The organism is Streptomyces sp. NPDC104371, from assembly GCF_055583785.1.
In genome coordinates this window covers 150061-168692 of the sequence record NZ_JBVJNF010000002.1, presented here as the reverse complement: position 1 = coordinate 168692, position 18632 = coordinate 150061, and the positions used below count along the sequence as shown (strand labels likewise).

The following is an 18632-nucleotide window of genomic DNA, read 5'->3' as shown; positions in this document are numbered from 1 at the left end:
GAGCCGCAGATGGCCGGTGCCCGCAGGAACGCGCCGCCACGTGAGGACGTCCTCGCCGCCGCCATGGGCATGATCGCCGAGCGCGGTCTGGAGAAGCTCACCATGGCGGCGCTCGGCCGTGAGGTCGGGATGAGCAGCGGGCATCTGCTCTACTACTTCCGCTCCAAGGACGAACTGCTGCTCCAGACCCTGGAGTGGAGCGAGGGCCGCCTCGGCGCCGAACGCGGCCGGTTGCTCAGCCGCACGGCTTCGGCCCGGGAACGGCTGGACGCGTACGTCGACCTGTATGTGCCCGACGGCCCGCGCGACCCGCACTGGACGCTCTGGCTGGAGGTCTGGAACCGCTCGCAGACCGCCGCCGACGATGCCCGCGAGCGGCAGGCCGCCATCGAGGGCGCCTGGCACCGCGACCTCGCGGCGCTGCTCGCCGAAGGTGTCTCGCGCGGGGAGTTCCGGCGGCTCGACCCGGACCGCCTCGCCACCCGGCTGCGCGCCCTCCTCGACGGGTTCTCCATCCATGTGGCGATCGGCCTGCGCGGCACGGACCGGGAACAAGTGCTGCGGCACGTACGGGAGTTCGTGGACGACGCCGTACTCTCGCACGCGTGAGCGACCGCTCCCGGCCGAATGATCCGCTCTCGCGTGGATGATCCGCACCCGCGCCGAGAACGCAATGAACGAAACCCGAGGCGCTCTTGTCGCGTCCGCGAACGACCGGCACGTTACCGGCCATGGGACGAGAGCAATGGAAGCGGATCTGGATCGGCTCGGCCGGCAACATGGTGGAGTGGTACGACTGGTTCGTCTACGCCAGCTTCGCCACGTACTTCGCCGGGGCGTTCTTCCCGGACGGGAACCCCACGGCCCAACTCATGAACACCGCGGGCATCTTCGCGGTCGGGTTCTTCATGCGCCCGGTCGGCGGCTGGCTGCTCGGCCGGGTCGGTGACCGCAAGGGCCGCAAGGCCGCGCTGACCCTCACGGTCACCCTGATGTCCGCCTCCGCGGTCCTCATCGCCGTCGCGCCGACGTACGCCGTCGCGGGCTACGGCGGCGCGCTCGTCCTGCTGCTCGCCCGGCTGCTGCAAGGGCTCTCGGTGGGCGGTGAGTACGCGGCCAGCGCGACCTACCTCACCGAGGCGTCCGACCCGAAGCGGCGCGGCTTCGCCTCCAGCTTCCAGTACGTCTCGATGACCGCGGGCCAGATCGTCGGCCTGGGCCTGCTGATCCTGCTCCAGCACACGATGTCCGACAGCGCCCTGCACAGCTACGGCTGGCGCATCCCGTTCGTGCTGGGCGCGCTCGGCGCGGCGGTGATCTTCTATCTGCGGCGCAGCATGCTGGAGACAGAGGTCTACGCGGCCGACGACAGCGGCGGCGAGGAGCGCGGCACGCTGCGCGCGCTGTGGCGGCACAAGCGCGAGGCGTTCCTGGTGATGGCGCTGACCATGGGCGGCACGGTCGCCTACTACACGTACACCACCTATCTGACCAAGTACCTGTCGAACTCGGCGGGCCTGTCCAAGCAGACCGCGACCCTCGTCTCCTTCACCGCGCTGATCGTCTTCGCCTGCCTCCAGCCGCTGGCCGGGCGGCTCTCCGACCGGATCGGCCGCCGCCCGCTGCTGATCGGCTTCGCGGTCGGCTCCACGTTCCTGACCGTGCCGATCATGACGCTCCTGAAGCACGCCGACAGCTACTGGCCCGCGCTCGGGCTGTCCCTGCTGGCGCTGGTCGTCGTCACCGGCTACACCTCGATCAACGCGTGCGTGAAGGCGGAGCTGTTCCCGACCGGGGTGCGCGCCCTGGGCGTCGCCCTGCCCTACGCCCTCGCCAACGCCCTCTTCGGCGGCACGGCGGAGTACGTCGCCCTGTGGTTCAAGAACGCGGGCGCCGAGTCCGGCTTCTCCTGGTACGTCGCGGGCTGCGCGGCCGTGTCCCTGGTGGTGTACCTGTCCATGCGGGAGACCCGCGACCTGGACCTCACCCGGATGAAGGGCGCCGAGCCGTCCTCAGTGACGCCCACATCCCGAAGCACGCCCACATCCTGAATCCGACCGCTCGCATCCTGAGACGGTGATGAGCGCGGGGGTGGATTGTGCCAAACTGCCCCCGTGCTCACGTTCGCCATGATTATTGGCAGCAGGCGCGCCGGTCCGCAGTGACCACCATGTACGACCAGGTACGGGTGGGCACTATCGCCCTCGACCCGCGCGCAGACCTCTCGCATCCGCGAGAGGTTTTTTCGTTTTCCCGGCCCACCTTCAGCCGGGAGAGGAGCGCGAGGGACCATGGGGGGACGGTGGAACCGGTCATTCCGGTAGACCGAGACCCAATACAGGAGCCTTGACACCATGACGGAAACCAGGGAATCCAGCGAGCTGGACGACTCGTTCCACGTCTTCGACACGACGCTGCGCGACGGCGCGCAGCGCGAGGGCATCAATCTGACCGTCGCGGACAAGCTGGCCATCGCACGGCACCTGGACGACTTCGGCGTCGGCTTCATCGAGGGCGGCTGGCCCGGCGCCAACCCCCGCGACACCGAGTTCTTCGCCCGCGCCCAGCAGGAGATCGAGTTCCGGCACGCGCAACTCGTCGCCTTCGGCGCGACGCGCAGGCCCGGTGGCAAGGCGGCCGAGGACCCCCAGGTCAGGGCGCTGCTGGAGTCGGGCGCGCCGGTGATCACACTGGTCGCGAAGTCGCATGACCGTCATGTCGAGCTGGCGCTGCGCACGACGCTCGACGAGAACCTGGAGATGATCCGCGACACGGTCTCCCAGCTGCGCGCCGCGGGCCGCCGGGTCTTCGTGGACTGCGAGCACTTCTTCGACGGCTACCGGGCCAACGCGCAGTACGCCACCTCGGTGGTGCGCACGGCGGCGGAGGCGGGCGCGGACGTCGTCATCCTCTGTGACACGAACGGCGGCATGCTGCCCGCCCAGGTGCACGCGGTGGTCTCGACGGTCCGCACGGACACGGGCGCCCGCCTCGGCATCCACGCCCAGGACGACACGGGCTGCGCGGTCGCGAACACCCTGGCCGCGGTGGACGCGGGCGCGAGCCATGTGCAGTGCACGGCGAACGGCTACGGCGAGCGGGTGGGCAACGCCAACCTGTTCCCGGTGGTCGCGGCCCTGGAGCTGAAGTACGGCCGCAAGGTGCTGCCCGAGGGCAGGCTCCGCGACATGACGCGGATCTCGCACGCGATCGCGGAGGTCGTGAACCTCACCCCCTCCACGCATCAGCCCTACGTCGGCGTCTCCGCCTTCGCCCACAAGGCGGGCCTGCACGCGTCCGCGATCAAGGTCGACCCGGACCTCTACCAGCACATCGACCCCGAGCTGGTCGGCAACACCATGCGGATGCTGGTGTCCGACATGGCGGGCCGCGCGTCCGTGGAGCTCAAGGGCAAGGAACTGGGCGTCGACCTCGGCGGCGACCGGGAGCTGGTCGGCCGCGTCGTGGAGCGCGTGAAGGAGCGCGAGCTGCGGGGCTACACCTACGAGGCGGCGGACGCGAGCTTTGAGCTGCTGCTGCGCGAGGAGGTGGCGGGCAAGCCGCTGCGCTACTTCCGTACGGAGTCCTGGCGGGCGATCACCGAGGACCGCCCCGACGGCACCCACGCCAACGAGGCCACGGTCAAGCTGTGGGCCAAGGGCGAGCGCATCGTGGCGACGGCGGAGGGCAACGGCCCGGTCAACGCCCTGGACCGCGCGCTGCGGGTCGCCCTGGAGCGGATCTACCCCGAGCTGGCCGCGCTCGGCCTGGTCGACTACAAGGTCCGCATCCTGGAGGGCAGGCACGGTACGCAGTCCACGACGCGTGTCCTCATCTCCACCTCGGACGGCAAAGGCGAGTGGTCCACGGTGGGCGTGGCGGACAACGTGATCGCCGCGTCGTGGCAGGCGCTGGAGGACGCGTACGCGTACGGGCTGCTGCGCGCGGGCGTGGAACCGGCGGAGTAGGACGGGTGATCGCGGTGCCGTCCCGCCTCTCGTCGGCGGGACGGCCCGAGAGCGGGACGGCGCCGTTCGGGATGATTCGGTAGCTTCTGTCCTATGAATGACAGGCCGGTTCGCACAGTCGCCGCACCCTTGGTCGCCCTGCTCGTCGCCCTGCTGACGGTGCTGCCCGCCGAGGCGGCCCGCGCGCAGACGGCCACGGACGTCTCGGTCATCGCCGCGGCCCTGCGCAAGAGCCCGGTGTACGTCGACCCGGCGGCCTCCGGTCAGATGTCCCCCCAGGAGGCGAACGCCCTCGCGCAGAAGATCAAGCACGCCGACAAGCCCGTCTTCGTGACGGTCCTGCCCGCGGACTACCCGACCCGGAACCTCTTCACCAACCTGCGCACCGCCACCGGCATCACCGGCCTCTACGCGATCCGGCTCGGCGACCGCTTCGACGCGCGGGCGGACTCCTCGGTCATGTCGCGCACCGCCGTGCAGAACCTGGTCGCCAGTGTCCAGGGCGAGGGCGCCACGGCCCAGCTCAACGACTTCACCGACCGCGCCCTGCTGAACGTGCGCGGCCACGCCCCGCGGGTCTGGGGCACCTCCGGCAGGACCGGTGGGCCCTCGTACGTCGCTCTGATCACCGCGGGCGCGGTGATCGTCGCGGGCGGCGCGGGCGCGTATTCACTGGTACGGGTGAACAGGCGCCGACGGGAGGAGGAGCAGCGGGCCGCGCTGGAGAAGCTGCGGGTCGTGGTCGACGAGGACATCACCGCCTTCGGCGAGGAGTTGGAGCGGCTCGACTTCCAGCCGGGGGAGCCGGGCGCCGACGACGCGATGCGCGCGGACTACGCACGGGCGCTGGACTCGTACGACGAGGCGAAGACACTGATGGCGGGGGCCCAGCGCCCCGAGGACGTCAAGCCGGTGACCCAGGCCCTGGAGGACGGCCGCTTCTCCCTGGCGGTGCTCACCGCACGGCGCGCGGGCCGACCGCTGCCGGAGCGCCGTCCGCCCTGCTTCTTCGACCCGCGCCATGGCCCGTCCGTCGCCGACGCGACCTGGACGCCCCCGGGCGGCAGTCCGCGCGAGGTCCCCGTCTGCGCCGCCGACCAGGCCCGGCTGGCCGACGGCCGCGAACCCCTGGCCCGTGAAGTGGACACGGAGTACGGCCGCCGCCCCTACTGGGAGGCCGGTCCGGCCTACGGCCCCTGGGCGGGCGGCTACTTCGGCGGCGGCATGCTGCCCGGCCTGCTGATGGGCACCCTGCTCGGCAGCATGATGGCCACCCCGTCGTACGCGGCCGACTACGGCACCGGCTACGGCGACTTCGGCGGCGGAGGCTGGGGCGGCGGGGACGTCTCGGGGTCGGACTTCGACCCCGGCGACTTCGGCGGAGGCTTCGGCGACGGCGGCGGCTTCGGCGGCGGAGGGGACTTCGGGGGAGGCGGCGGAGGGGACTTCGGCGGCGGCTTCTGAACCGCTGTTAGCGGAACGTTAGTGGTGGGCGGCAGGTTCGCAGACGTAACCGAACGGAACCATCCACGGGGAACCACGATCATGCGTACCAGCCTGCCCAAGAACTCCGCTCTCGCCGTCGCGGCCGTCGCCGCGCTCGCCCTCTCGCTGACCGCGTGCAACGGCGACGACGACGCGTCCTCCTCGGCCTCCGCCGGAGCCGCGACCGCCACCTCCGCGGTCTCCGGCGGCTCCGACCAGAGCACCTCGCCCACCGCCGGGTCCGGCTCGGCCGGCAGCAGCGCCGCCGCCGACTCCGGCTCCGGCGCCAAGGAGGGCTCCGGCAACGGCTCCGGCTCCGGATCCGGCGAGGGCACCGGCCACGGTGGCATCACGTCGGACGCCGAGTGCGCCGTGGCCTCGATGCGCCTGAGCCTCAGCGAGGCCGGGAGCAGCTACACGGAGATGCTGCAGGCGACCAACACCGGTTCCGCCGAGTGCACCCTGACCGCCGCCCCGACCATCACGTACCCCGAGGCCCCGGCCGCCCTCCCGACGGAGGGCAAGGGTCCGCAGTACCCGATCCGGCTCGCCCCCGGCGCGAGCGCGTACTCCGCCATCGCTCTGGACACGGAGAACAACGCCGCCTCGCACCGGGAGAAGCAGCTCTTCATCGCCCAGATCGGACAGGACGGGCACGTCACCCTGGACACCCCCGGCGTCGGTCTCCTGCTCGGTGACAAGTCCTCGGTCACCTACTGGTGGGACACCAGCGCCAAGGCCATGACCGACGGCGAGGGCTGACAGGGGCGCTCACGCTCACTAGCGGGCCCGGATCCGGGCCCGCGCCGCCGCGTGCCGACGGCGCAGATCGGGGGAGTCCGTGGGGGCGGCCATGCGCAGCAGGGCGTCGAGCGCGGTGACCGCGCCCTCGTCGTAGCCGGTCTCCTCGGCCTCCCGGGCCGCCTCGATGAGGCGCCGCGCGCCCGCCTCGGTCGCGCCGAGGCCGAGCAGCGCCTCGCCCTGCCAGGTGCGCAGCAGCACGCGACGGCTCACGGCCTCGTGCTCGGGGCCGAGGCCGAGCGCCTCCTGCGCGGCGTCGAAAGCCTCCTGGTGCCGCCCGGCGGTGAGGTGGATACGGGCCAGATGCTGGAGGGCGAGCATCCGGGTGTGCGCGTCGTCCGCGGCGGTGGCCAGCCGCAGCGCGCGGGTGCAGGCGTCCCGGGCGGCGGAGAGACGTTCCCCGTCACCGGCGCCGTCGAGGAGAGCGACGGCGAGGTTGACGAGGGCGGTGGCCTCGCCGAGGACGTCACCGGCTCGGGCCGCGAGGCCGGGTGCCGCCCGCAGTCGGGCCAGGGCCTCCTCGGTACGCCCTTCCTCGGTGAGCACCCAGCCCAGCAGGGTCAGCACCCGCGACTCGGCGTACGGGTCGGCACAGGCCCGGGTGTCCGCGAGGGCCGCCTCCAGGGTGGGTGCCCAGTCGGACCGCACCCGCCACACGACGAACGGCCACTGGGTGACGGCGATGCGCCAGGCCCGCTCGGGCCGGCCGGCGGCGCGGGCCGCCGCGGCGATCAGGGCGAGGTCGTCGCGTTCGGCCGCGAACCAGCCGAGCGCCTCCTCGCGGCTGGTGAAGTCCCGTACGGCGACCGGCTGTCGGTGGTCGTCCGGCAGGACGAACGCGGGCTCCCCGCCCGGTTCCGCCACCTCCACCGCGGCCAGGGCGGTGGCGACGCAGTGGTCGTACAGACGCAGCCGCGCCAGGTCGCGGGCCGCGGGGTCGTGGTCGAGGCCGCGGGCGTAGAGGCGTACGAGATCGTGGAGTTCGTAGCGGTCGGGCCCGGTCTCGGTGAGCAGGTGCGCGGCGACGAGCCGGTCCAGGGCCACGGCAGCCTCGAGCGGGGTGCTGCCCGCGAGCGCGGCGGCGCTGAACCGGTCGACGTGCAGGCCCGGATGGTGGCCGAGCGCGGTGAAGTGGCGGGCGGCGCCGGCGGGCAGATGCGCGGTGGTCAGGCGCAGCGCCGAGGCGACGCCGATGTCCTCGGCGGCGAGCAGCGCGAGGCGCTGGTACGCGTCGGCGAGCCGGTCGGCCAGCGTGGCCAGGGACCAGTCGGGGCGCGCGGCGAGCCGGGCCGCGGCCACGCGCAGCGCGAGCGGCAGCCCGCCGCACAGCTCGGCGACGCGCCGCGCCGCGTCCGGTTCGGCGTCGGTACGGGCCGCGCCGAGCACGCGGGCGAGCAGCGCGACGGAGTCCTCGGCGCCGAGGACGTCGACGGGCACGACCCGGGCGGCGTCCGAGGCGACGAGCCCGGTGAGCCCGGTACGGCTGGTGACGACGGTGACGCAGCCGGGTCCCGCCGGGAGCAGCGGGCGGACCTGGGCGGAGGTGCGGGCGTTGTCGAGGACGACGAGCAGGCGCCGCCGCGCCGTCAGCTCGCGGAAGAGGGCGCCGACCGCGGCGGCGGACTCCGGCACGCGGCGCGGCGGTACGCCGAGCGCCGACAGGAACTCCCGCAGCAGCTCGGCCGGTTCGGCGTCCGGGGCGTCGCTGAACCCCCGCAGGTCGGCGTGGAGCGTGCCGTCGGGGAAGGCGGTGCGGTGGGCCGCGGCCCAGTGCAGGGTGAGCGCGGTCTTGCCCACACCGGCGGGCCCGGTGACCACGACGACCGGCCCGTCGGACCCCGCGCACGCCTCGCTCAGCGCGGCGCTCTCGGCGCCGCGGCCGTGGAAGGCGCGTGGGACACGGGGGAGCAGACAGGGGGCGTACTTGGGCAGTTCCCCCCGGACGGTGCCGGCGGAGCGAGGGGGACCGGCGGGGGCCGGGGGCCGGGGCGTCGTCCCCGGGCCCAGCGCGGACGCGTACGCCGCGCTGAGGTCGGCCCCCGGTTCGACGCCCAGTTCGTCGGCGAGCACCCGGCGGGTGGCGTGGTAGACCTCCAGCGCTTCCGGCGAGCGGTCGGCCCGGTGCAGGACGCGTACGAGCCCGGCGGCCAGGGACTCGCGCAACGGGTGCGCACCCGTCTCGGGCCGCAGCAGCCGCGCCGCCCGCTCGTACTGACCCGCGTCGGCGTAGGCGTCGGCGAGCAGTTCGACGGCTTCGAGCCGGGCCTCCTCCAAGGTGTGCGCGGCGGACCGCAGCAGCGGTGACGGGTAGGCGCTCGCGAGCGCGGGCCCCTGCCACAGGGCCAGCGCCTCGGCGAGCAGCGCGGCCCGGTCGCCGGGGTCGTCGGCGCGTCTGCCGAGCGCCACGAGTTCCTCGAACCGGTGCGCGTCCAGCAGGGTCTCCGGCAGGTCGAGGTGGTACGCGCCGCCGAGCGTGGTCAGCCGGACCCCGTACGACTCCGCGTCGGCCTGCGCCAACAGCCCCCGCAGCCGCCAGACATGCCCCTGGATCACGGTCCGGGCGTGCTGCGGCGGTTCCTCGTCCCACAGCACCTCGGTGAGGGTGTCCACGGAGACCGCTCTGCCCGCCCGCAGCAGCAGCATCGCGAGAAGACTGCGGCGCTTGGCGGGACCGATCGGCAGCGGGCCGTCGCTCCCGTTGATCGAAACGGGACCGAGGAGCTGGAACTCCATGTACGTGCGTCCTCCTGGCATGCCTGACTCGCAGGCAGCCGACCCTATCGGCGACGGGCAGGGGCATGTCACGGCGGCTCAACGGGCCGGACGGCCGGATTCCGGCCCGTTGAGCCGATGTGCGCTCCGGCTCACCGGGGCCGGTAGGCGGTGACCCGTACGGAGACGGTGACCTGGCCGGGCGGGAAGCCCCCGGCGTCCAGGTCCGCACGGCGCACATGATGTGCGCTCGGCGTCATCGCCACCAGGTCCAGGGCCTGCGCCCCGTCCAACGGCGTTGCGTACTCCACCTGTTCGGTGACGGCGGCCTCGAAGCAGGGGTCCAGCGCCCGGTGCAGACGCTGCTCCTTGGCCGGGTCGACCGTGACCATCGCGGGCAACCGGCCGCGCAGTTCGGCCAGATGCCGCCCGGTGGGACGGGCCACGATCAACCGGCCGTCCGTCCGCAACACCCGGTGGAACTCGGCCGGGTTGCGCGGTGCGAACACGTCCAGCACGACATCGGCCACACCGTCGGCCAACGGGAAGGGCCGGAAGACGTCCCAGGCCGCCGCGGCAACTCGCGGGTGCGCACGGGCTGTTGAGCGCAGCGCACCCACCGAGGTGTCGAGCCCGAGCCCACGGGCACCGGGCAACTGGTCGAGAACACCGGCCAGGTAGTAGCCCGTACCGCACCCGACGTCCACCACGGTGGCCCGCTCGGACGCGGAGTCGGCCGCCAGCCGGGAGACGGCGTCGCGCAGGGGCGCGTAGGCACCGGAGGCCAGGAACCGGGCGCGAGCCCGGACCATGGCCGTGTCGTCACCACTGGTGGCACGGGCACCGGTCAGCAGACCGGCGTACCCGTGGCGGGCGACGTCAAAGGTGTGACCGACCGAACAGCGCAACACGCGCCCGTCGGCACCCAGTTGACGCGTCCGACAGGCCGGGCAGCGCAGCAGATCGAGAGAACGTACGAGGGCAGGGGAAAGCGACACGGGCACGAGGCACTCCTGGCAACGGCGAAGGGAAGAGACCGTGCCCGCACGAGCGAGCACGCCAAGGAGAGCGACGCCACTCGACGTCGCTCTCAGCGCTCTCCCATCACAGGAAGCAGTAGTGCGGGGTGCTCATGAATGCCACGCCGTGAGTCTACGAGGGGTCAGGGATCTCCTCCACCGGGACGTGGGGCGCGATGGCCCGCACCGTGTGCACAAGCCGCTCACGGTCGAGTCTCCACAGATTGATGCACCTGCTTGACAGGAAGAGATCGTGATCGACGTGAGGGGCGAGGCTGCTGGCCTGTTCCCAGCTGAGAGAGGCGTTCGCCCCCGGCAGCGCGGGCGCACCGGGCCGCCGACGCAGACCGACGTAGCGCATGGGCTTCAGCGCGGCGGTGAAGTGCTGCCACAGGACCACCGCTTCGATGTCAGCCCATGGCACGAAGGCGGTCTGCCGCTCGTACCGTGCGGGCGCACCTCCCAACAGCACCCCTTGCGCGTCGACGCGAAACGCGACAAGTCGCTTCGTCCACGAGCCGAATTGGAAAGGAGTCCAGGTGTAATGAACCTCGTACATAGGCGAGATGGTCGCAGACATCTCGGTGCGGGTTCGGTGGGCGCTCAAAGTCGCCGTGACCGATCGTGGAAGCGGTCGTTAGGGGAAACGTACTTCCGGGAAACGTACTTCCCCGTCCACTTGGAGAGCCCATGCCCCGTCCCCGGTCCAGCCTTCCCCGGCCCTCCGACATGTTCGACCGCGACTGGGAGTGGAGCGAACTGACCGCCTTCGCGGCCGACGACGGGCCGGAGGCCACGATGGCCGTGGTCTCCGGTCGGCGGCGGCAGGGCAAGTCCTTCCTTCTCGACTCCCTCGCCCGCGCCGCCGACGGGTTCTACTTCTGTGCGTACGAGGCGACCGAGGCCGAGTCGCTGCGCCGTTTCGGCGAGGAGTTGGGGCAGTACACCGGCAGTGTCGCCCCCATGCGGTTCGACCGCTGGGAGGACGCCTTCGACGCGCTCCTGATGCTCGGGAAGGAGCGGCCCCTGCCGGTCGTCATCGACGAGTTCCCCTATCTCGCCAGGGCGACGCCGTCGCTTCCGTCCATCGTGCAGGTCGCCTACGGGCCGCGCCGTCCCGAGCGGCTGGAGTCCCGTACCCGGCTGTTGCTCTGCGGCAGTTCGCTCTCGTTCATGGGCAAGCTGCTCAGTGGTGCCTCGCCTCTGCGGGGGCGCGCGGGACTCGAACTCGTCGTCCAGCCGCTGGACTTCCGTCAGGCCGCGTCCTTCTGGGGTATCGGCGACCCCCGGCTCGCGCTGCTCGTCCACAGCGTGGTGGGCGGTACACCGGCGTACCGGAAGGAGTTCGTACGCGACGATGTGCCCGACGGTCCGGGTGACTTCGACGCCTGGGTCTGTCGCACCGCTCTCTCCCCGCGCTCCCCGCTGTACCGCGAGGCCCGCTACCTCCTGGCGGACGAGGCCGATCTGCGGGACCGCGCCCTGTACCACTCCGTCCTCGCCGCGCTCGCCTCCGGCAACGCCACGGCGGGGGGCATCGCGAGCTTCCTGGAACGCCCCACCAGCGACATCACGCATCCGCTGACCGTGCTCCAGGACTGCCGACTCGTCCGCAGGGAAGCGGACGCCTTCCGGACGAACCGAAGCGTGTACCGGGTGGACGAGCCACTGATCGCCTTCGACCACGCCATCGCCCGGCCCAGGCGTGCCCTGCTGGACCGCGGCATGGCGGAACAGGTCTGGGAGACTTCCCGCGCCCGCTTCCTCTCCGCCGTCGTGGGACCGCACTTCGAGCAGGTCTGCCGGGAGTGGGTGGCGCACTTCGCGTCGCCGGAGACGCTGGGCGGCATGCCGATCGAAGTGTCGTACGGGACCGTCGCGGACCCGGAGGCGCGCACCAGCCACGAGATCGACGTGGTGGTGCGCGGCGCGGTCGGGCAGGACAACGGGGTGCTGCTCTCCCTGGGCGAGGCCAAGTGGGAGCAGGTCATGGGGAAGGGGCATCTGGAACGTCTGCGCCGGGTCCGGTCGCTGCTCACCGCCCGTGGCGTCGACACGTCCGCCGTACGGCTCGCGTGCTACAGCGGTGCGGGGTTCAGCGACGACCTCAAGGCGGCTCAGGCCAAGGGTGAGGTGATCCTGGTCGACCTGCGGCGGTTGTACGAAGGCGAGTGACCCGGGGCGCCCGCGCGTCCCGCGCCCGCCCTCGTACCGGGAGGGCGGGGGCGCGGCGTGACCCGGCGGTCCGGCTCAGGCCTTCCTGATCGCCGAGATGTCGAATACCAGCTTGATCTTGTCCGAGATCAGTACGCCGCCCGTCTCCAGTGCCGCGTTCCACTTCAGGCCCCAGTCCGAGCGCAGGATCTGGGCCGTGCCCTCGAAGCCGACGCGCTCGTTGCCGAACGGGTCCTTCGCCGCGCCGTTGAACTCCAGGTCGATGACGAGTGGCTTGGTGGTGCCGAGGATCGTCAGGTCGCCGGTGATCCGGTAGCCGTCGCCGCCGAGCGCCTCCGCCTTCGTGGAGCGGAAGGTCATCGTCGGGTGTTCGTCGGTCCTGAAGAAGTCGGCGCTCTTCAGGTGGCCGTCGCGGTCCGCGGAACCGGTGCTGATGCTGTCCATCTGGACATCGATCGAGGCCGTGGACCGCGACGGGTCCGTGCCGTCCAGGTGCAGCGTGCCGGTGAACTCCTGGAAGCCGCCCTTGACGTTGGTGACCATGGCGTGGCGGGCCACGAAGCCGATGGTGCTGTGTGCGGAGTCCAGGGTGTAGTCGCCGGTCAGCGCGGCGAGGTCGGGGTTCACCGCGGCGGCGGCGGGGGCGGTGCTGGTCCTGCGGTCGAAGATGCCCATGGCGTGCTCCTTGGCTGTGGTCGGGCCCCTGAACCGAAGATGTTCAAGGTTCAACAAACTGCAACGGGGTCGACCGTAGACCTATTCCTTGAACGTTTCAACATCTTCGGAGAGGTGTGGCCGGGAAGGCGGGTAAAGGTGTCGCCGGGGGGACGGGTGGTGTGGAAGCATGCCGCGTCATGACGTCCGACCGCCGTACGTTCCTGACCACGGCCCTGGCGGCCACCGTCGCCTTCCCCGCCACCGCGGCGGCTGCCGAAGTCCCGCCGTCCGACGACGAGTTCGAGACCCTGCGAGGCCGCTGGCTCGCCCTCTCCCTGGGCACCGGCTACGACCCCGCCGCCGAGCCCTACGCCTCCTGCCTCGCCCGTACCGGCGACCTCGCCCGGGGCTTCCGTACCGCCATGTCACCGGCCGCCGACTCCCTGTGGCCGCAGTACCCCTTCGACCCGCCCGACGGCATCACCCAGAGCTTCGACCGGCTGTGGACGATGACCCAGGCCTACCTCCAGGCGGGGACGGGTTCGACCGGCGACGCCGACCTCCTCGCCGACGTCCTGCGTGGCCTCGGTCACGTCCTCACCGCCGTCTTCAACCCCTCGACCACCCCCTACGGCAACTGGTGGCACTGGCAGATCGGCAGCCCCCGCCCGCTCATGGACATCGTGACGGCGCTGCACGATCACCTGGACGACGCCCTGCGCGCCGCCGCCCTCGCCGCCGTCGACCACTTCATCCCGGACTCGGCGCTGCACGACTACTCCGGCACCTCCACCGGCGCCAACCGCGTCGACCTCTGCCGCAGCGTCGCCCTGCGCGGCATCGCGGGCCGCGCGCCCGACCGGATCGCCCTCGCCCGCGACGCCCTCTCGCCGGTCTTCCCGTACGTCACCGAGGGCGACGGGCTCTACGCCGACGGCTCGTTCGTGCAGCACACCCAGGTCCCGTACTCCGGCACCTACGGCCAGGTCATGCTCGACGGCCTCGGCCGGCTGTTCACCCTGCTCGCCGGATCCTCCTGGGAGGTCACCGACCCCGCGCGGCAGATCATCCACGACAGCGTCGAGCACGCCTACGCGCCCCTCATCCACGACGGACTCGTCATGGACGGCGTCAACGGCCGTGCCATCAGCCGGGGTTACCTCACCAGCGACGATCTGCACGTCATGCGCAGCGACCACTTCCACGGGCAGGCGCTGATCGCCGCGATCGCCGTCCTCGCGGGCGCGGCGAGCGAGCCCGAACGCGCCCGCTGGCACGGGATGATCAAGGGATGGATCGCCCGGGACACCGTGGTCCCGATCCTCACCTCACCCCAGTTCGACGTCGCGGACCTGGCCCGGCTGCACGCCGTCGCGGACTCCGACGTGCCCGCCGCGCCCGAACCCGTCGGCCACCGCCTCTTCCCCGCCATGGACCGCGCCGTCCACCGCGGCGCCCGCTTCACCCTGAGCATCGCGATGTCCTCCCGGCGCATCGCGTACTACGAGTGCGGCAACGGCGAGAACCCGCGCGGCTGGTACACCGGCTCGGGCATGGTGCAGTGGTGGGGGCGGGACTCGGGGCAGTACACGGACTGGTACTGGCCCACTGTCGACTGGTACCGCCTGCCCGGCACCACCGTCTCCACGAAGCGGCTGCCCGACCGCGCGGGCGGCGAGTGGGGCGAGCCGAAGCCGGACGTGCGCTGGGTGGGCGGCACGACCGACGGCACGTACGCGGCAATCGGCCAGCATCTGAAGGGCCTGGAGTCCACGCTGGAGGCCCGCAAGTCGTGGTTCTGCGCCGATGACGCCGTGATCTGCCTGGGCGCCGGGATCACCTGCGCGGACGGCGTCCCCGTCGAGACCGTCGTCGACAACCGCGACCTGGGCGAGGGCGGCGCCCCCGCCCTCGTACGCGGGCCCGGCTGGGCCCACCTGGACGGCCACGGCGGCTGGGTCCTCCCGGACGGGGGCGACCTGCGCACCCTGCGCGAGGAACGCACCGGCGCCTGGGCCGACATCAATACGAGCAGTTCACCCGAACGGCGGACCCGGTCCTGGCAGACACTCTGGCTCGACCACGGCACCGACCCGCGCGACGCCTCGTACGTCTACGTCCTGCTGCCGGGCGCGACCCGCGGCCAGGTCGCGGCCCGCGCCGCCGACCACCACTGGCTCACCGTCCTCAGGAACGACGCGGCCTGCCAGGCCGTCGCCGTACCGTCTCTGGGCCTGACGGCGGCGAACTTCTGGCAGGCGGCTACGGTGGACGGACTGACCGCCTCCGCGGGCGCGAGCGTGCTCGTACGCAGCCGGGGCCGGACGGCGACCCTCTGCGTGAGCGAGCCGCCCCGCACCGGGCGGCCGGTGGAGATCGGCTGGGACCGTCCGGTCCGCGCGGTCGTCCGCGCCGACCCGGGGGTCGAAGCGGAGGTCTCAGGGGGCCGTTTGAGGCTCCGTGTCACTCCGGGGATGGCATGTGAGACCCGTCGATGCGAGGTCGCCTTCGACTGATCGGGTTGTGTGGGCCCTACAACGCAAGGCCCTCCGGGGCAGTCAGATCGGCTGCATAAGGGTGGGGTTCTGTTCGGTGGTACCAGGAAAACGGGCCGGAGACTGTGCGGAGTCGACGGCCCGGAATCCTTGGTCTCCTTCGTAAGGTCACTACATGACCGTTTTGGACGAGGCTGTAGACACCGGGAGTGGGCCCACAGACGCGCGCGGACGCGTCGCCGAGCTGCACGAGATGCGTGCGCGGGCCCTGGCAGGCCCCAGCGAGAAGGCGACCGAGGCGCAGCACGCCAAGGGCAAGCTGACGGCGCGCGAGCGTATCGAGCTGCTGCTGGACGCGGGCTCGTTCCAAGAGGTCGAGCAGTTGCGCCGGCACCGGGCGACCGGGTTCGGCCTGGAGGCCAAGAAGCCGTACACGGACGGTGTGATCACCGGCTGGGGCACGGTGGAGGGCCGTACGGTCTTCGTCTACGCCCATGACTTCCGCATCTTCGGCGGTGCGCTGGGCGAGGCCCACGCCACGAAGATCCACAAGATCATGGACATGGCCATCGCGGCGGGTGCGCCGCTGGTCTCGCTCAACGACGGCGCGGGCGCCCGTATCCAGGAGGGCGTCAGCGCGCTCGCCGGTTACGGCGGCATCTTCCAGCGCAACACCAAGGCCTCCGGGGTCATCCCGCAGATCTCGGTCATGCTCGGCCCGTGCGCGGGCGGCGCCGCCTACTCCCCGGCGCTGACGGACTTCGTGTTCATGGTCCGCGAGACCTCGCAGATGTTCATCACGGGCCCGGACGTGGTCAAGGCCGTGACCGGCGAGGAGATCAGCCAGAACGGGCTGGGCGGCGCCGATGTGCACGCCGAGACCTCCGGTGTGTGCCACTTCGCCTACGACGACGAGGAGACGTGCATCGCCGAGGTGCGCTTCCTCCTCTCGCTCCTCCCGCAGAACAACCGGGAGAACCCGCCGCGGGTCGCGACCGCGGACCCGGCGGACCGCCGTGGTGACGCCCTGCTCGACCTGGTGCCCGCCGACGGCAACCGGCCCTACGACATGACGAAGGTCATCGAGGAGATCGTCGACGACGGCGAGTACCTGGAGGTCCACGAGCGCTGGGCGCGCAACGTCATCTGCGCGCTGGCCCGTCTCGACGGCCAGGTGGTGGGCATCATCGCCAACCAGCCGCAGACGCTCGCGGGTGTGCTGGACATCGAGGCGTCGGAAAAAGCTGCGCGATTTGTGCAGATGTGTGACGCTTTCAATATCCCGTTGGTGACGTTCCTGGACGTTCCCGGGTTCCTTCCGGGTGTCGACCAGGAGCACGGCGGAATCATCCGGCACGGCGCGAAGCTGCTCTACGCCTACTGCAACGCGACCGTGCCGAGGATCTCGCTGATCCTGCGCAAGGCGTACGGCGGTGCCTACATCGTGATGGACAGCCAGTCCATCGGGGCCGACCTCACCTTCGCCTGGCCCACCAACGAGATCGCCGTGATGGGTGCGGAGGGCGCCGCCAACGTCATCTTCCGCCGCCAGATCGCCGCGGCCGAGGACCCCGAGGCCATGCGCGCACGGATGGTCAAGGAATACAAGTCCGAGCTGATGCACCCGTACTACGCAGCCGAACGAGGCCTCGTGGACGACGTCATCGACCCCGCCGAGACGCGTGAGGTCCTGATCAGGTCGCTCGCGATGCTGCACGCCAAGCACGCCGACCTGCCGTCCCGCAAGCACGGTAACCCGCCGCAGTAGCGGACCCCTCTCTTACGGAGACCCACACCCATGAGCAACGCTGACATCCGCGTCGAGAAGGGCCACGCCGAGCCCGAGGAAGTGGCCGCCATCACGGCCGTCCTGCTGGCCCGCGCCGCCGCCCAGCCGTCCTCCACGACCCCGGCCCACCGAGGCCGCGCCAAGGCGGGCTGGCGCCGCCTGGACCGCGAGCCCGGCTTCCGCGCGCCGCACAGTTGGCACGCGTAGCCGCACCCGCACGGCAACGAACGGAAGGGCCCCTCCACTTGGAGGGGCCCTTCCGCGTAGACGCAACTTCGTACGCACGCCAAGAGGGGCCCCTCCGTACGGAGAGGCCCCGGGCGTACCCCTCGCTCAGCGCAGGCGTGCCATGAGGGCGTGTTCGACGAGGGTGATGAGGGCGGATTTGGCGTCGGCGCGGTGGCGGGCGTCGGTGGTGATGATGGGGGTGTCGGGCCCGATCTGGAGTGCTTCGCGGACTTCGTCGGGGGTGTAGGGCTGGTTTCCGTCGAAGCCGTTGAGGGCGATGACGAAGGGGAGGCCGCTGTTCTCGAAGTAGTCGACGGCGGGGAAGCAGTCGGCGAGGCGGCGGGTGTCGACGAGGACGATGGCGCCGATGGCGCCGCGGACCAGGTCGTCCCACATGAACCAGAAGCGGTCCTGGCCGGGGGTCCCGAAGAGGTAGAGGATCAGGTCCTGGTCCAGGGTGATGCGGCCGAAGTCCATGGCCACCGTGGTGGTGGTCTTGTCCCCGGTGTGGGTGAGGTCGTCGATGCCTGCCGAAGCAGACGTCATGACGGCCTCCGTGCGCAGCGGGTTGATCTCCGAGACGGCGCCGACGAACGTGGTTTTGCCCACGCCGAAGCCGCCCGCCACCACGATCTTCGCGGAGGTGGTGGAGCGGGAAGGACCGCCGCTAGAGCTTGCGAAGTCCACTGAGCACCCTTTCGAGCAGTGTCACGTCTGGCTGGCCGCCGGCGTTCTCGTCGCCGCCCGGCTGATGAATGGCGACCAGGCCCGCCTCCGCCAAGTCGGCGACGAGGATCCTGGCCACGCCGAGAGGAATCGTCAGGAGCGCCGAGATCTCGGCCACCGACTTGATCTCCCGGCAGAGGTTGCAGATCCGCTGATGCTCGGGCAGTTGACCCTGCATCTGATGCGGCTGCGCGGTGGTGTGCACCAGCGCCTCGATGGCGAGCTGGTAGCGGGGCCTGGTACGACCGCCCGTCATGGCGTACGGGCGCACCAGGGGGTTGTGGGCCGACCCTGCGGGCGCCGGCTCGGGGGAGTGGCGCTGCGGCTGCACGGGCTGGATGCGCGGTGCCGCCTGCGGGTCGTACGGTGACGGTCCGGGACCCTGCGGTCCCTGTGGCAGGTACGGCTGACGCCGCGGGTTCGGTGCGGAGAAGTCATACCCGTTCTGGTCACCCTGTCCGGGGCCCTGGCCATAGGGCCAGTTCCCCGCGGACGAATCACCTGGGAGCGTAGTCACGATCTCTCCTCCTCCGACTGTGCCGTGCCACCCGTCGCTGTGGAAGGCGCGTCCCGAAAC

General features: G+C 71.6%; 15 protein-coding genes. 9 read left to right on the top strand and 6 right to left on the bottom strand.

Annotated elements, in window-relative coordinates; all coding sequences use genetic code 11:
- The first annotated feature begins 9 nt into the window (after positions 1 to 9).
- The 5 genes from ACZ60T_RS06615 (at position 10) to ACZ60T_RS06595 (ending at position 6215) form a co-directional block, all read left to right on the top strand.
- The gene (locus ACZ60T_RS06615) at positions 10 to 609 is read left to right on the top strand and encodes a TetR/AcrR family transcriptional regulator (RefSeq protein ID WP_469664950.1); all 600 of its coding nucleotides are present in this window, start codon (positions 10 to 12) and stop codon (positions 607 to 609) included.
- A 122-nt stretch (positions 610 to 731) separates the two neighbouring features.
- Positions 732 to 2051 (top strand): MFS transporter, encoded by a 1320-nt coding sequence (locus ACZ60T_RS06610; protein ID WP_469664948.1) that lies wholly within the window; start codon positions 732 to 734, stop codon positions 2049 to 2051.
- Between the two features lie 303 nt (positions 2052 to 2354).
- Positions 2355 to 3968, top strand: coding sequence for a citramalate synthase (gene cimA / locus ACZ60T_RS06605; protein ID WP_469664946.1), 1614 nt, complete (start codon positions 2355 to 2357; stop codon positions 3966 to 3968).
- 93 nt (positions 3969 to 4061) lie between these two features.
- Positions 4062 to 5432: a hypothetical protein gene (locus ACZ60T_RS06600; protein ID WP_469664944.1), complete on the top strand. Its 1371-nt coding sequence runs from the start codon at positions 4062 to 4064 to the stop codon at positions 5430 to 5432.
- An 81-nt stretch (positions 5433 to 5513) separates the two neighbouring features.
- The gene (locus tag ACZ60T_RS06595) at positions 5514 to 6215 is read left to right on the top strand and encodes a DUF4232 domain-containing protein (protein WP_469664942.1); all 702 of its coding nucleotides are present in this window, start codon (positions 5514 to 5516) and stop codon (positions 6213 to 6215) included.
- An 18-nt stretch (positions 6216 to 6233) separates the two neighbouring features.
- On the opposite strand, the gene ACZ60T_RS06590 is transcribed toward ACZ60T_RS06595, so the two are convergent.
- The 3 genes from ACZ60T_RS06590 to ACZ60T_RS06580 form a co-directional block, all read right to left on the bottom strand.
- The gene (locus ACZ60T_RS06590; protein ID WP_469664940.1) at positions 6234 to 8987 is read right to left on the bottom strand and encodes an AfsR/SARP family transcriptional regulator; all 2754 of its coding nucleotides are present in this window, start codon (positions 8985 to 8987) and stop codon (positions 6234 to 6236) included.
- A 131-nt stretch (positions 8988 to 9118) separates the two neighbouring features.
- Positions 9119 to 9970, bottom strand: coding sequence for a methyltransferase domain-containing protein (locus ACZ60T_RS06585; RefSeq protein ID WP_469664938.1), 852 nt, complete (start codon positions 9968 to 9970; stop codon positions 9119 to 9121).
- Between the two features lie 148 nt (positions 9971 to 10118).
- Positions 10119 to 10409, bottom strand: a complete 291-nt coding sequence (locus tag ACZ60T_RS06580) for a hypothetical protein (RefSeq protein WP_365622750.1) — start codon at positions 10407 to 10409, stop codon at positions 10119 to 10121.
- Positions 10410 to 10675: 266 nt separating this feature from the next.
- Here ACZ60T_RS06580 and ACZ60T_RS06575 point away from each other — a divergent pair, with 266 nt between their 5' ends.
- Positions 10676 to 12160 carry an AAA family ATPase gene (locus ACZ60T_RS06575; protein ID WP_365622752.1) on the top strand — a complete coding sequence of 495 codons (1485 nt, stop codon included), beginning with the start codon at positions 10676 to 10678 and terminating at the stop codon, positions 12158 to 12160.
- Between the two features lie 75 nt (positions 12161 to 12235).
- Here ACZ60T_RS06575 and ACZ60T_RS06570 read toward each other — a convergent pair whose 3' ends face one another.
- The gene (locus ACZ60T_RS06570) at positions 12236 to 12835 is read right to left on the bottom strand and encodes a YceI family protein (RefSeq protein ID WP_469664936.1); all 600 of its coding nucleotides are present in this window, start codon (positions 12833 to 12835) and stop codon (positions 12236 to 12238) included.
- Between the two features lie 179 nt (positions 12836 to 13014).
- On the opposite strand from ACZ60T_RS06570, the gene ACZ60T_RS06565 reads away from it, so the two are divergent.
- The 3 genes from ACZ60T_RS06565 to ACZ60T_RS06555 all read left to right on the top strand — a co-directional run bounded on the left by ACZ60T_RS06565 (position 13015) and on the right by ACZ60T_RS06555 (position 17308).
- Positions 13015 to 15333, top strand: a complete 2319-nt coding sequence (locus tag ACZ60T_RS06565) for a polysaccharide lyase 8 family protein (protein ID WP_469664934.1) — start codon at positions 13015 to 13017, stop codon at positions 15331 to 15333.
- 154 nt (positions 15334 to 15487) lie between these two features.
- Positions 15488 to 17080, top strand: a complete 1593-nt coding sequence (locus ACZ60T_RS06560) for an acyl-CoA carboxylase subunit beta (RefSeq protein WP_469664932.1) — start codon at positions 15488 to 15490, stop codon at positions 17078 to 17080.
- Positions 17081 to 17110: 30 nt separating this feature from the next.
- Positions 17111 to 17308: an acyl-CoA carboxylase subunit epsilon gene (locus ACZ60T_RS06555; protein WP_365622760.1), complete on the top strand. Its 198-nt coding sequence runs from the start codon at positions 17111 to 17113 to the stop codon at positions 17306 to 17308.
- A 126-nt stretch (positions 17309 to 17434) separates the two neighbouring features.
- Here ACZ60T_RS06555 and ACZ60T_RS06550 read toward each other — a convergent pair whose 3' ends face one another.
- Positions 17435 to 18016, bottom strand: a complete 582-nt coding sequence (locus ACZ60T_RS06550; protein WP_190191055.1) for a GTP-binding protein — start codon at positions 18014 to 18016, stop codon at positions 17435 to 17437.
- Positions 17997 to 18572, bottom strand: a complete 576-nt coding sequence (locus ACZ60T_RS06545; RefSeq protein ID WP_365622762.1) for a DUF742 domain-containing protein — start codon at positions 18570 to 18572, stop codon at positions 17997 to 17999. Before ACZ60T_RS06545 ends, ACZ60T_RS06550 begins: the two co-directional genes overlap by 20 nt.
- Between the last annotated feature and the right edge of the window lie 60 nt (positions 18573 to 18632).

Coding starts and splice junctions, on each gene's coding strand:
- ACZ60T_RS06615 (WP_469664950.1), top strand. CDS start 10: ATGGCCGGTGCCCGCAGGAACGCGCCGCCACGTGAGGACGTCCTCGCC.
- ACZ60T_RS06590 (WP_469664940.1), bottom strand. CDS start 8,987: ATGGAGTTCCAGCTCCTCGGTCCCGTTTCGATCAACGGGAGCGACGGC.
- ACZ60T_RS06575 (WP_365622752.1), top strand. CDS start 10,676: ATGCCCCGTCCCCGGTCCAGCCTTCCCCGGCCCTCCGACATGTTCGAC.
- ACZ60T_RS06600 (WP_469664944.1), top strand. CDS start 4,062: ATGAATGACAGGCCGGTTCGCACAGTCGCCGCACCCTTGGTCGCCCTG.
- ACZ60T_RS06565 (WP_469664934.1), top strand. CDS start 13,015: ATGACGTCCGACCGCCGTACGTTCCTGACCACGGCCCTGGCGGCCACC.
- ACZ60T_RS06595 (WP_469664942.1), top strand. CDS start 5,514: ATGCGTACCAGCCTGCCCAAGAACTCCGCTCTCGCCGTCGCGGCCGTC.
- ACZ60T_RS06610 (WP_469664948.1), top strand. CDS start 732: ATGGGACGAGAGCAATGGAAGCGGATCTGGATCGGCTCGGCCGGCAAC.
- ACZ60T_RS06570 (WP_469664936.1), bottom strand. CDS start 12,835: ATGGGCATCTTCGACCGCAGGACCAGCACCGCCCCCGCCGCCGCCGCG.
- ACZ60T_RS06560 (WP_469664932.1), top strand. CDS start 15,488: ATGACCGTTTTGGACGAGGCTGTAGACACCGGGAGTGGGCCCACAGAC.
- cimA (WP_469664946.1), top strand. CDS start 2,355: ATGACGGAAACCAGGGAATCCAGCGAGCTGGACGACTCGTTCCACGTC.
- ACZ60T_RS06555 (WP_365622760.1), top strand. CDS start 17,111: ATGAGCAACGCTGACATCCGCGTCGAGAAGGGCCACGCCGAGCCCGAG.